At 67.3% G+C, this 13,156-nt stretch carries 10 protein-coding genes; 5 read left to right on the plus strand and 5 right to left on the minus strand.

All coding sequences use genetic code 11. From position 1 onward, the window contains the following. Nucleotides 1-102: 102 nt before the first annotated feature. Both G6N59_RS22370 and G6N59_RS22375 read left to right on the plus strand, forming a co-directional pair. Nucleotides 103-1,245 carry an NAD(P)-dependent malic enzyme gene (locus G6N59_RS22370; protein WP_138229131.1) on the plus strand — a complete coding sequence of 381 codons (1,143 nt, stop codon included), beginning with the start codon at nt 103-105 and terminating at the stop codon, nt 1,243-1,245. Nucleotides 1,246-1,250: 5 nt separating this feature from the next. Continuing rightward, on the plus strand, nt 1,251-2,111 hold the full coding sequence (locus G6N59_RS22375) for a glycine betaine ABC transporter substrate-binding protein (protein ID WP_138229035.1): 861 nt from the start codon (nt 1,251-1,253) through the stop codon (nt 2,109-2,111). Here the strand turns inward: G6N59_RS22375 and G6N59_RS22380 are convergent. From G6N59_RS22380 to G6N59_RS22390, 3 genes are all read right to left on the minus strand, one after another. Next, entirely contained in the window at nt 2,108-2,938 is an 831-nt protein-coding gene (locus tag G6N59_RS22380) for an SDR family NAD(P)-dependent oxidoreductase (RefSeq protein ID WP_138229036.1), read from the minus strand. The two genes, G6N59_RS22375 and G6N59_RS22380, sit on opposite strands and share 4 nt — an antisense overlap. A 17-nt stretch (nt 2,939-2,955) precedes the next feature. Further along, nucleotides 2,956-3,792: an SDR family NAD(P)-dependent oxidoreductase gene (locus tag G6N59_RS22385; protein WP_138229037.1), complete on the minus strand. Its 837-nt coding sequence runs from the start codon at nt 3,790-3,792 to the stop codon at nt 2,956-2,958. A gap of 177 nt (nt 3,793-3,969) precedes the next feature. Then, a complete protein-coding gene (locus tag G6N59_RS22390) occupies nt 3,970-4,230 on the minus strand; it encodes a helix-turn-helix domain-containing protein (protein ID WP_138229038.1) in 261 nt (86 codons plus the stop codon). 76 nt (nt 4,231-4,306) lie between these two features. On the opposite strand from G6N59_RS22390, the gene map reads away from it, so the two are divergent. Beyond that, complete coding sequence (gene map, locus G6N59_RS22395; RefSeq protein WP_138229039.1) at nt 4,307-5,068, plus strand: type I methionyl aminopeptidase; 762 nt, start codon at nt 4,307-4,309, stop codon at nt 5,066-5,068. A gap of 92 nt (nt 5,069-5,160) precedes the next feature. Here map and G6N59_RS22400 read toward each other — a convergent pair whose 3' ends face one another. Then, entirely contained in the window at nt 5,161-8,868 is a 3,708-nt protein-coding gene (locus G6N59_RS22400) for a multifunctional oxoglutarate decarboxylase/oxoglutarate dehydrogenase thiamine pyrophosphate-binding subunit/dihydrolipoyllysine-residue succinyltransferase subunit (protein WP_138229040.1), read from the minus strand. 176 nt (nt 8,869-9,044) lie between these two features. Then, complete coding sequence (locus G6N59_RS22405; RefSeq protein WP_138229041.1) at nt 9,045-9,797, minus strand: hypothetical protein; 753 nt, start codon at nt 9,795-9,797, stop codon at nt 9,045-9,047. Nucleotides 9,798-9,985: 188 nt separating this feature from the next. Here G6N59_RS22405 and G6N59_RS22410 point away from each other — a divergent pair, with 188 nt between their 5' ends. Together G6N59_RS22410 and G6N59_RS22415 are read left to right on the plus strand one after the other, a co-directional pair. Then, entirely contained in the window at nt 9,986-11,272 is a 1,287-nt protein-coding gene (locus tag G6N59_RS22410) for a Bcr/CflA family efflux MFS transporter (protein WP_407665779.1), read from the plus strand. Nucleotides 11,273-11,466: 194 nt separating this feature from the next. Next, nucleotides 11,467-13,143 (plus strand): MFS transporter, encoded by a 1,677-nt coding sequence (locus G6N59_RS22415; protein ID WP_138229133.1) that lies wholly within the window; start codon nt 11,467-11,469, stop codon nt 13,141-13,143. The last annotated feature ends 13 nt before the right edge of the window (nt 13,144-13,156 follow it).

Consider the following 13,156-nt stretch of genomic DNA (forward strand, 5'->3'; position numbering starts at 1 on the left):
CCATACGGCCGTCGCAAATGCTACGCGTAACCCGCGGGTAGCTTTTGTGTGAAGTAGCCTAACGCGGTGTCAGAGAAGTCAGGTGCCGTGCGCACACCCCAGGTGGTCATCGATGATGCGGAGATTTTCGCCGCCCACGAAGGGGGCAAGCTCTCCGTAGCCCTCAATGAGCCGCTGGATACCCAGCGCGCGTTGTCGATCGCCTACACGCCGGGCGTCGCCCAGGTCAGCCGCGCCATCGCGGCCGATGCGACCCTGGCCAAGAAGTACACCTGGGCCAACCGCCTGGTCGCCGTCGTCAGCGATGGCAGCGCCGTCCTCGGCCTCGGCGACATCGGACCGGCGGCCTCGCTGCCGGTCATGGAGGGCAAGAGCGCCCTGTTCAAGACCTTCGGCGGCCTCGACTCCATCCCGATCGTGCTGGACACCAAGGACCCCGACGAAATCGTCGAAACCCTCATCCGGCTGCGTCCGACGTTCGGCGCCGTCAACCTGGAGGACATCTCCGCTCCGCGGTGTTTCGAGATCGAGCGCCGCGTCATCGAGGCGCTGGACTGCCCCGTAATGCACGACGATCAGCACGGCACCGCCATCGTGGTGCTCGCCGCCCTGATGGGCGCCACCAAGGTGCTCGAGCGCGACATGCACAACCTCAAGGTCGTGGTGTCCGGCGCCGGTGCGGCCGGCGTCGCGTGCACCAAGATCATGCTCGAAAGCGGTATCCGCGACATCATCGTCCTCGACAGCAAGGGCATCGTGCACTCGGGCCGCGGCGACCTCAACTCCTTCAAGGCGACGCTGGCCGAGCGCACCAACCCGCGTGGCATCACCGGCGGCGTGGCCGAGGCCCTCGACGGAGCTGACGTCTTCCTCGGGGTGTCCGCCGGTGTGGTGCCTGAAGAATCCATCGCCACCATGGCACCGGGCGGCATCGTGTTCGCGCTGTCGAACCCGGACCCGGAGATCCACCCGGACACCGCGCGCAAGTACGCGGCCGTGGTGGCCACCGGCCGCAGCGACTTCCCGAACCAGATCAACAACGTGCTGGCCTTCCCGGGTGTGTTCCGCGGGGCCCTGGACGCCGGTGCCCGCCGCATCACCGAAGCCATGAAAGTGGCTGCCGCAGAAGCCATTTTCTCCGTCGTGGGTGATGACCTGTCCGTCGATTACATCGTGCCCAGCGCGCTCGACCCGCGCGTGGGTCCGGCGGTGGCAGCCGCGGTGGCTGCCGCATCGCAAGCCTGAACATCGTGAACCGCTGGGTCGCGGCGGGCGGTGTGGCGTTGGCCGCACTGCTCACCGCGACGACGGCGGGCTGCGGCAGCGACCAACCCGCGCCGTCTGCCCCCGCACTGACGGTCGGTGCAGCGCCGACCAACGAGTCGAAGCTGCTGGCCCATCTGTACTCTGCGGCACTGGGATATTTCGGTATCCCGACCCGGGTGCACCAGGTCCCGGATCCTGTTGCGGCCCTTGATTCCGCCGATGTCACGGTGGCACCGGGTCTGACTGGTGAACTCCTCGCGAGGTTCGCCCCGCACGCCACGGCGCGGGCTGACGAGCAGGTGTACCGGTCGATGATCTCGGCGCTGCCCGAAGGTGTGGCCGCGGCCGACTACACCGCGTCAGCGCAGGACAAACCGGCCGTCGCGGTTACCGACGCGACGGCGGCGACGTGGGGTTCCCGCGACGCCGCGGTGCTGCCGAACCATTGCCGTGACGTGTCCGTCGGCGTCGTCGTGGGGGCCGCCCATCCCAAGCGGGTGGGGGACTGCGTCTTGCCGGCGGCGCGTGAATTTCCGGATATCGCAAATCTTTTCGCAGCGCTGAAGGCGGGTGCCGTGAAGCTGGCGTGGACCTCCACGGCGGCGCCGGCTGCGCCGGCAGGGGTCACGGTACTGACCGACCGGACCGCGCTGATCCGCGCCGAGAACGTGGTGCCGTTGTACCGCCGCAATGTCCTCGGCGAGCAACAGGTGTTGGCGCTCAACGGAATTGCCGGTGAACTGGACACCGCCACGCTGACCGACATGATCGGTCAGGTGGACAAGGGTGCCGACCCGGCGGCGGTGGCGGGTGCGTGGTTGGCCCAGCACCCGCTGGACCACTAGCCGAGTTTCGGCAGCACTCGTCCCGCGATGGCCGCGAACAATCCCTGGTAGGCGCCGGATCCCGTGATCCGGACGATCACGTCGACGATCTTGGCGTCCGGTCCGACCAGTACCCGGGCATGGCCCTTGCGGACCGCCTCGAGGATGATCTTGGCGGCCTGTTCCGGGGTGGTGAGGGCGCACCTGTCGAACAACTTGTTCAGGCCCGCGGAGTCGATATCGGCTGCGGCGGTGGAGTTGCGCACGATGTTGGTCTTGATGCCGCCCGGATGCACGGTGGTGACCTTGACGGGATGACCGGCCAGCTTCATCTCCTGGCGTAGGGCCTCGGTGAAGCCGCGCACCGCGAATTTGGCTGCGTTGTAAGCGGATTGGCTGGGCACCGCGAACAGGCCGAAGATGCTCGAGACGTTGACGACGTGTCCGTCGCCGGAGGCGATCAGGTGCGGCAGGAACACCTTGGTGCCGTTCACGACGCCCCAGAAGTCGACGTCCATGACCCGTTCGATGTCCTTGAACTGGCTGACCTCGACGTCGCCGGTGAAGGCGATCCCGGCGTTGTTGTAGATCTGGTTGACCTTGCCGAAGTGCTTGACCACCTCGCCGGCGTAGACCGCGAAGGCCTCACGCTCGGCGACGTTGAGGCGGTCGGCTTTCACCGGGGCGCCGATGGCCTTGACCTGCTCCTCTGTCTTGGCCAGGCCGTCGGTGTCGATGTCGCTGATCGCCAGGCTCGCGCCCGAGCGGGCCAGCTCGATGGCCAATGCCTGGCCGATACCCGATCCGGCCCCGGTGATCACACAGACCTTGCCGGCGAATCCGTCCATGAGTGCTCCTTGAGTTGTCAGCGCGAACGCGACGGCATGACGCGGGACGTGACCCGCGAGAACAGGTCCTGGTAGGCACCCGAGCCGGTGGCTCGGATGATCAGGTCCAGCAGCTTGGCGTCCGGTCCGACGAGCACGCGGGCGTGGCCCTTGCGGACCGCCTCCAGGATGATCGTGGCAGCGCGTTCAGGGGTGGTTTTGGCCAGCTTCGCGTCGAAGGCCTTGGCCAGTTCTTTCGGGTCGATGCCCTCGGCTGCCGTGGCGTTGCGGGCGATGCCGGTCTTGATGCCACCGGGGTGCACGGTGGTGACCTTGACCGGGTGGCCGGCCAGTTTCATCTCCTGGCGCAGGGCCTCGGTGAAACCGCGGACGGCGAACTTGGAGGCGTTGTAGGCGGCCTGGCCAGGGACGGCGAACAGGCCGAAGACACTGGAGACGTTGATGACGTGGCCGTCGCCGGAGGCGATCAGGTGCGGCAGGAACTCCTTGGTGCCGTTGACGACGCCCCAGAAGTTGACGTCCATGACGCGTTCGATGTCTTTGAACTGGCTGATCTCGATGTCGCCGGTGAAGGCGATGCCGGCGTTGTTGTAGATCTGGTTGACCTTGCCGAAGTGCTCGGCCACGGCGTCGGCGTACAGCGCGAAGGCTTCGCGCTCGGTGACGTTGAGGCGGTCGGTCTTGACGGGGGCGCCGATGGCCTTGATCTGGGCCTCGGTCTCGGCGAGGCCCTCGGTGTTGACGTCACTGATCGCCAGCTTGGCGCCCGAGCGGGCGAGTTCGATGGCAAGGGCTTGACCGATACCCGATCCGGCTCCGGTGACGACACAGACTTTCCCGGCGAAGCCCTCCATGAACACTCCCTTGTGTTGACGCGTCTTGACTTGGCGTCAGGCTAGCCGATACCCGCGGTTCTATCCCCGGCAGGTTTGGTTGCGCTGACCGGATAGGTGGACATGCCGGGGCCCCACCACATCCGCCAACCCAGATTGCGTCGGCGGGCGTGCTCATCGGACCGATCCTGCTGCCGGTTATGAGGCCGCGGCCCGGGCCGGTCGCCATACATCTGCCAAGACCTCCAAGGGCATGCCGAGCGCGTCGCTGAGTCCGATGACGGTGCCGAACGCGGGAGAGGGTAGGCGGCCGGTTTCGATCTTGCGCAATGTCTCGGGGGAGATGCCCGCCGAACGGGCCACGTCTTCGAGGGTGCGGGCGCCCCGCGCGGTGCGCAGCGCCGCGCCGAGCCGGCGGCCTGCCGCGACCTGCTCGGGACTCAGCGGGGTGCGGACCATGGGACCACCGTAGCGTCGGTATTCAAATACCGCTAGGCTTGCCCTGGTATTTAAATACCAATCCGGAGGGTGCTGCATGATCGAACTGAAGACCGCCGCCGAGATCGACAAGATGCGGGTCACAGGCGGCTTCGTGGCCGAAGTGCTGACCGAGCTGAGCGGTCTGGCCGCCATCGGGGTCAATCTCCTCGATCTGGAGCACCACGCGCGCGACCTGGTCAAACGCCGCGGCGCCCAGTCCTGCTACTGGGACTACGACCCGTCCTTCGGTACGGGGCCGTTCCGTAACGTCATCTGCCTGTCGGTGAATGATGCTGTGCTGCATGGTCTTCCGCACGATTACCGGCTATGTGATGGCGATGTGCTCACCATGGATTTCGCGGTATCCATCGACGGCTGGGTGGCCGATGCGGCCCGCACCGTGATCGTCGGCACGCCCACTGACGCCGACGTGCGGCTGGTTCGGGCCACCGAGGAGGCGCTGGCTGCCGGCACCACCGCGGCCCGGCCGGGTAACCGGCTCGGCGATATCTCGGCTGCCATCGGTGCCGTCGCCGCTGACCACGGCTATTCGGTGAACGCCGAGTTCGGCGGGCACGGGCTCGGCCGGACCATGCACGAGGACCCACACGTGTCGAACGTCGGCAGACCCGGCCGGGGCCTGAAGCTGCGGGCGGGGATGACGCTGGCATTGGAGCCGTGGTGGGCCGCAGGCACCAACCGCATCCGCTACGACCGCGACGGTTGGACCATCCGATCGGCTGACGGCTCTCGGACGGCCCACACCGAGGACACCGTGGCGATCACCGAAGCGGGTCCGCTGGTGCTGACGCGTTGACCTGGCGGCCCGGCCCGGGCCCGCACCCTCAGAACGGCGAAATGGTCGCTGTCATCAGATGACAGCGACCACTTCATTGCCGTTCTCGAGGACTAGGCAAAGGCCTCGTCGATGATGGCCTGCTGCTCGATGGCGTGCACCTTCGAGCTACCCGACGACGGTGCGCTCATGGCCCGGCGCGAGATGCGCTTGATGCCGGCCAGGCGGTCCGGCAGCAGTTCCGGCAGGCTCAGGCCGAACGTCGGCCAGGCACCCTGGTTCGCCGGTTCTTCCTGCACCCAGAAGTACTGCTGCACGTTCGGGTATTGCGCCAGCGTCGCCTCGAGCCGGCGCTTGGGCAGTGGGTACAGCTGCTCGATGCGGACGATCGCGATGTCCTCGCGGTTGCCCTTGGCCTTGCGGGCCACCAGGTCGTAGTACAGCTTGCCGCTGCACAGCAACACCCGGGTGACCTTCGACCGGTCGCCGATGCCGTCCTCATAGGTGGGCTCTTCGAGCACCGAGCGGAACTTGATCTCGGTGAAGTCCTTGACGTCGCTGACCGCCGCCTTGTTGCGCAGCATGGACTTCGGGGTGAAGACGATCAGCGGGCGGTGGATGCCGTCGAGGCCGTGCCTGCGCAGCAGGTGGAAGTAGTTGGCCGGGGTGGACGGCTGCGCCACGGTCATCGAGCCCTCGGCGCACACCTGCAGGAACCGCTCGATGCGGCCCGAGGTGTGGTCCGGACCCTGGCCCTCGTGACCGTGCGGCAGCAGCAGCACGACGTCGGAGAGCTGGCCCCACTTGGCCTCGCCGGAGCTGATGAACTCGTCGATGATCGACTGCGCGCCGTTGACGAAGTCACCGAACTGGGCTTCCCACAGCACCATGGCGTCGGGGTTGCCCACCGAGTAGCCGTACTCGAAACCGACGGCCGCATACTCGGACAGTGCCGAGTTGTAGACCAGCAGTTTGCCGCCGGTCGGGGTGCCGTCGGTGTTGGTCGCCAGCAGCTGCAGCGGAGTGAACTCCTCGCCGGTCTTGCGATCGATGAGGACCGCGTGCCGTTGCGTGAAGGTGCCGCGCTGGGTGTCCTGGCCGGACAGCCGGATCAGCCGGCCCTCGGCGATCATCGAGCCCAGTGCGAGCAACTCGCCGAACGCCCAGTCGATCTTGCCTTCGTAGGCCATCTCGCGGCGCTTCTCCAGCACCGGCTTGACGCGCGGGTGCACGGTGAAGCCCTCGGGTACCGCCAGGTGGGCGTCGCCGATGCGGGCCAGCAGCGACTTGTCCACCGCGGTCAGCAGCCGCTGCGGGATGGTCTGGTCGGACTCGACCGATTCGCTCGGCTCGATCTCGTGCTTCTCCAGGTCACGGACCTCGTTGAAGACGCGCTCCAGCTGACCCTGGTAGTCGCGCAGTGCGTCCTCGGCCTCTTTCATGGAGATGTCACCACGGCCGATGAGGGCTTCGGTGTAGGTCTTGCGGACGCCGCGCTTGGTGTCGATGACGTCGTACATGTACGGCTGCGTCATCGACGGGTCGTCGCCTTCGTTGTGACCGCGGCGGCGGTAGCACAGCATGTCGATGACGACGTCCTTCTTGAACGCCTCACGGAAGTCGACGGCCAGGCGGGCCACCCAGTTGCAGGCCTCGGGGTCGTCGCCGTTGACGTGGAAGATCGGGGCGCCGATCATCTTGGCCACGTCGGTGCAGTACTCGCTGGAGCGCGAATCCGTTGGGGCCGTGGTGAATCCGATCTGGTTGTTCACCACGATGTGGATGGTGCCGCCGGTGCGGTAGCCCTTCAGCAGCGCCAGGTTCAGCGTCTCGGCCACCACGCCCTGGCCGGCGAACGCGGCGTCGCCGTGCAGCATCATCGGCATGATCGAGAAGCGGCCGTGTTCGTCGCTGTCGCTGTGCTCGACCGCCAGCAGGTCCTGTTTGGCGCGGACCAGACCCTCCAGTACCGGGTCGACGGCCTCGAGGTGGCTGGGGTTGGCCACCAGCGACACGTCGATCTCGTTGTCGCCGAACATCTGCAGGTAGTGGCCGGTGGCACCGAGGTGGTACTTCACGTCGCCGGAGCCGTGCGCCAGGGACGGGTTCAGGTTGCCCTCGAACTCGCTGAAGATCTTCGCGTACGGCTTGCCGACGATGTTGGCCAGGACGTTGAGGCGGCCGCGGTGCGGCATGCCGATGACCACTTCGTCGAGTCCATGCTCGGCGGCCTGGTCGATGGCAGCGTCCATCATCGGGATGACGGTCTCCGCGCCTTCCAGTGAGAAGCGCTTCTGCCCAACGTATTTGGTGTGCAGGAAGGTTTCGAAGGCCTCGGCGGCGTTGAGCTTGGACAGGATGTACTTCTGCTCGCCGACCGTCGGCTTGTCGTGTTTGACCTCGACGCGCTCCTGCAGCCACTTCTGCTGCTCGGGTTCGAGGATGTGGGTGTACTCGACACCGACGTGGCGGCAGTAGGCATCACGGAGTACCGACAGCACGTCACGCAGCTTCATGAACTGCTTACCGGCGAAGCCGTCGACCTTGAACTCGCGGTCCAGGTCCCACAGCGTCAGGCCGTGAGTGTTGACGTCGAGGTCGGGGTGGCTGCGGAAGCGGGTCTTGTCCAGGCGCAGCGGGTCGATGTCGGCCATCAGGTGGCCGCGGTTGCGGTAGGCCGCGATCAGCTCGATGATGCGCGCGTTCTTGTGGGAGATCGAGTCCGGGTTGTCGATCCGCCAGCGCACCGGCTCGTAGGGGATGCCGAGTTCGCGGAAGATCTCGTCGAAGAAGGCGTCGTCCAGCAGCAGGTGGTGAACGGTGCGCAGGAAGTCGCCGGACTCGGCGCCCTGGATGATGCGGTGGTCATAGGTCGAGGTCAGCGTGATGAGCTTGCCGATGCCGAGATCGGCGATGCGCTCTTCGCTGGCGCCCTGGAACTCGGCCGGGTACTCCATGGCGCCCGCACCGATGATCGCGCCCTGGCCGCGCATCAGGCGCGGTACCGAGTGCACCGTGCCGATGGTGCCCGGGTTGGTGAGCGAGATGGTGACGCCGCTGAAGTCCTCGGCCGTCAGCTTGCCGTCACGCGCACGCCGGACGATGTCCTCATAGGCGGCGATGAACTGGCCGAATTGCATTGTCTCGCAACGCTTGATGGCCGCGACGACGAGCTGGCGCGAGCCGTCTTTGTTCTGCAGGTCGATGGCCAGGCCGAGGTTGGTATGAGCCGGGGTGACCGCTGTCGGCTTGCCGTCCACCTCGGCGAAGTACCGGTTCATGTTCGGGAACTGCTTGACCGCCTGGACGATCGCGTAGCCGAGCAGGTGGGTGAAGCTGATCTTGCCGCCGCGGGTGCGCTTGAGGTGGTTGTTGATGACGATGCGGTTGTCGATCATCAGCTTCGCGGGGATGGCGCGCACGCTTGTGGCGGTCGGCACATCGAGCGACGCGTTCATGTTCTTGACGACGGCGGCCGCGGCACCGCGCAGTACCTGCGTCTCGGAGTCTTCGGCGGGCGCCGTTCCCACCGCGGAGGGCTTGGCCGGCGCGGCCTTAGCGGGCGCGGCGGGGGCCGGAGCAGCAGGGGCTGCGGCGGGAGTCGGAGCGGGCGCGGCGGGGGCCGGAGCAGCAGGGGCTGCGGCGGGAGCCGGGGCCGCCACGGCGACGGAATCCGTTGTGTCCGTGCTGGATTCTGGGTTGTAGTCAACCAGGAAGTCGTGCCAGCTATGGTCCACCGAGGACGGGTCCTCACGGAATTTGCGATACATCTCTTCGACCAGCCACTCGTTCTGACCGAATGGTGAAGGTGATGTGCTCACGGCCGCTATTCGCCTCGTTTCCTTCTGCCCGACGGGCGCCGGGCCCAAGCCCGGCGTACCCGCCATGTGTTGTGTTGGCGGTCGCCCGCCCCCGTGCCGCCTAAGGCTAACCCGTCGGCCGAATCCGTGGACGGCGGAAGCCCCACCAATTGGTGCATCAATCTGCGGACAGTTTGCTAACCCCGCGCCTCGGGCAGCACATGCAGCGTCTGGCGCCACCGTGCCGGGGGCGGCCCGAAGGCCGTGCGGGCGTTCTCGATGATCTTCTTGCTCATCAACCGGTTGCCGACACCGCCGATCACCGCGCCGATGCCGACGGGCAGCAGCTTGCCGACGGCGATGGCGCCGCGCTTGAGCGTGTACTTCTTCACGAAGAACTTCAGCAGCCGCGAATTCAGTTGCGAGACAGCCGGCAACGGTACCGTCGCGGCGCCGTCGGCCAGCCACGCGCCACTGGTGCGGCCGGTGCCGAGCAGATCTCCGATGGCGTGCTTGCCCTCGTCGCCGACGAGCACCGCCAGGACCAGGGCGCGCCGACGCTCCCGCTGACCGACCGGGATGCCGTGCACCTCGGCCACCGCGAGGGCGAACACCGCGGTCGCTTCGAGGAACACCACGGTCTCGCCGGCCACCGCCGACATCGCGACGATGGTGCCGATGCCGGGGAAGGCCGCGGCCGATCCGACTGCGGCGCCGCTGGCCATGGTCGCGGCGAGGTAGTACTTCTCGAGCTTGGTGATGATCTCGGCGGGGGTGGCACCGGGGTTGTGCTCACGCAACCGGTTGACGTAGGCGGCCACCGCCGGCGCCTGCACCCGGGCACCGCCCTCGAGGATGTGCGAGAGTGCCTTGGCGGCAGCGCCAGGGTTCTCGGCGTGGGCGTCATGCTTCACGGGCAACTGCCCCTTCATGCTGGAGCGAGCACTCATCGGCCGGCCTCTCCATCTCCGTACTCTCAGGAATTCAGGCTAACGCGTGGTCAACGATCGGCGTGGCATCTAAGTGCCCACACCGGCTGAGCTGGTAATGCGGATCACTCCCGCCGAACCGTCCGGGCCAGTTGCCTGCGCCCCGTTTGCCGGGAAGAAAAAACCGGTATGCATTGCTAACCATATTCATGGCAGCATCGCCCCTTGTGGATCTGACAGCGGTAGGCGACGCCGCCGATAGCGGCGCGCCCGCCGAGGCGCCGGAGGTACCCCGGACGCTGAGCCGGACCCGAATGATCGTGGTGCTCGGACTGCTGGTCGCGCTCGGCCCGCTGACCATCGACATGTACCTTCCCGCGTTGCCCCGGATCGCTTCTGAGCTGGGGTTGTCGTCATCGGTCGCGCAGCTGACGCTGACCGGAACACTTGGCGGACTGGCCCTCGGTCAGCTGATCGTCGGCCCGCTGTCGGACGCGCTGGGCCGCCGGCGGCCCTTGATCGCGGGCATCCTGCTGCACATGGCGGCCTCGGTGCTGTGCCTGTTCGCGCCGAACATCGAAGTGCTCGGCATCGCCCGTACATTGCAGGGCGTCGGGGCTGCTGCCGCCTCGGTCGTGGCCATTGCGGTGGTGAGTGACCTGTTCGAAGAGTCCGTCGCGGCCGTCGTGATGTCCCGCTTGATCCTGGTCCTGGGCGTGGCGCCGGTGTTGGCGCCCTCGCTGGGCGCCGCGGTGTTGTTGCGCGGGTCGTGGCACTGGGTGTTCGCCGCGCTCGCGGTATTGGGTGGCGCGATCCTGGCGGTGGCAGTGCTGGCGCTGCCCGAGACCCTCGCGGTCGCAGACCGGCGTCCGCTACAACTACGGGCCATCCTGCGCACGTTCGTCGAGGTGCTCAGCGACATCCGGTTCGTGGTGCTGGTGCTCGTCGGTGCCCTCGGCATGTCCGGCCTGTTCGCGTACATCGCGGGCGCCGCCTTCGTGCTGCAGGGCCGCTATGGCCTGGATCAACAGACATTTGCCCTGGTCTTCGCGGCCGGTGCGATCGCGCTCATCGGCGCCACCCAGTTCAACGTCGTGCTGCTGCGCCGGTTCGCCCCGCAGAAGATCGCGGTCGTGGCGCTGGTCGCTGCCTCGGTGTTCGGCCTGGGGTTCGTCGCGCTGACGGCCCTGCATGTCGGCGGACTGGCGGGCTTCCTGATTCCGGTCTGGGCAATGCTCGCCGCGATGGGCCTGGTGATTCCGAACACACCCGCCGTCGCACTGGCCCGGCACCCCGATGCCGCCGGCACCGCGGCCGCCGCTCTGGGTGCCGCCCAGTTCGGGCTCGGCGCGGCGGTGGCACCACTCGTCGGCGTTCTCGGCAATGGTGAGTTGGCACTCGCGGGCGTGATGACGACGGGTGTGGTGGTCGCGCTGCTGGCGTTGGTGGCCGTCGGTGACATGGGTTCGTCGGGACACGAGCGTCACCGGGCATAGCCCCTTGGGTCACTTGGCGGCACGGCCGAGCTGGTGACTTGTTCGGATTCGCGACTGTCCGTAGCGTCGAAGCCGAGACCGGCACACCCGCCGGCCCCCAGACTTGATACCCACTGCATGCACACGTTGATTTCCGCCGGAGCCCGCCGGTGAGTACTGCGCAAGTCAGTCGACCCTGGCGCGCCCTCTGGGCCATGATGTTCGGCTTCTTCATGATCCTGGTCGACTCCACGATCGTCGCCGTCGCCAACGTCGTCATCATGCAGAAGCTCGGTACCGACTACGACGGCGTGATCTGGGTGACCAGCGCATACCTGCTGGCCTACGCGGTACCGCTGCTGGTCGCGGGCCGGCTCGGCGACCGCTTCGGCCCACGGAACCTGTACGTGGCCGGCCTTGCCGTATTCACGCTGGCATCTCTGTGGTGCGGCTTGTCCGGCAGTGTCGGGATGCTCATCGCCGCCCGCGTGGTGCAGGGCCTCGGCGCCGCACTGCTGACTCCCCAGACCTTGTCCACGATCACCCGCATCTTCCCGCCCGATCGCCGGGGCGCGGCCATGAGCGTGTGGGGTGCCACTGCGGGAGTGGCGACGCTGGTCGGTCCGCTGGCCGGCGGCGTGCTGGTGGACCACCTCGGCTGGCAGTGGATCTTCTTCGTCAACGTCCCTATCGGCATCGTCGGCCTGGCCCTGGCCTGGGTGCTGGTCCCGGAGCTGCCCACCGAACAGCATCGGTTCGACTGGCTCGGCGTGGTGCTGTCGGGCGTCGGCATGTTCGGCATCGTGTTCGGCCTGCAGGAGGGCCAGACTCACGACTGGGCGTGGTGGATCTGGCTGGTGATCCTCGCCGGAGTGGGCTTCATGGCCGCCTTCGTGTACTGGCAGTCGGTCAACCCCGATGAGCCGCTGATCCCGTTGACGGTGTTCCACGACAACGACTTCTGCCTGTCCAACGTGGCCGTGGCCACCATCGGCTTCTGTGTCACCGCAATGATCCTTCCGGTGATGTTCCACGCCCAGGCGGTTCTCGGTCTGAGTGCGACCGAGTCAGCTCTGCTCACTGCGCCGATGGCGGTGGTGTCCGGGATGCTGGCGCCGCTCGTGGGCCGGCTGATCGATCAGTACCCGCCGCAACCCATCGTCGGGTCGGGCTTCTCTGCGCTGGCGATCGGGCTGACCTGGCTGTCGTTCGGGCTGACCCCGACCACGCCGCTCTGGCAGCTGGTGCTGCCGTTCATTGTCATGGGCATCGGCATGGCGTTCATCTGGTCGCCGTTGGCGGCGACCGCCACCCGCAACCTGCCGCCGCGGCTGGCCGGCGCCGGGTCCGGCGTCTACAACGCGACGCGGCAGGTCGGTTCGGTGCTGGGCAGCGCGGGCATGGCCGCCTACATGACGTCGCGGATCAGCGCCGAGATGCCGACCGGCGGCCGGCCGCCCACCGGTGCGGACGCGTCCGTGACCCTGCCGCCGTTCCTGCGCGAGCCGTTCGCGACCGCGATGTCGCAGTCGCTGCTACTGCCGGCGTTCGTCGCGTTGTTCGGTGTCGTCGCCGCCCTGTTCCTGCGGGGCCAGGCGACGGCCGCGCCGCTGGTTCGGCCGCGCGGTTCGGTTCCGGAGTCGCCCGAGCCCAACTACTTTCCCGATGACGACGACTACGTCGAGTACACCGTCGACCGCGCCGCATTCGATGCCGTGGATGAGGCCGAGTCCGAATCCTGGGACTGGTACGACGAGCGCGACGAATCCGACGAGCCGTTCACCTCACCGATTCCGGTGCACATCGAGCCGGCGCCGCCGCAACCCGGCCGGCACTACCGGGAAGACGACGAGGCCACCGATCCGGGTGTCTACGGCCTGCGCTCGATGTGAGTCAGTAGACGCG

The sequence above is a fragment of the Mycolicibacterium aubagnense genome (genome assembly GCF_010730955.1).
Classification (GTDB): Bacteria; Actinomycetota; Actinomycetes; order Mycobacteriales; family Mycobacteriaceae; genus Mycobacterium; species Mycobacterium aubagnense.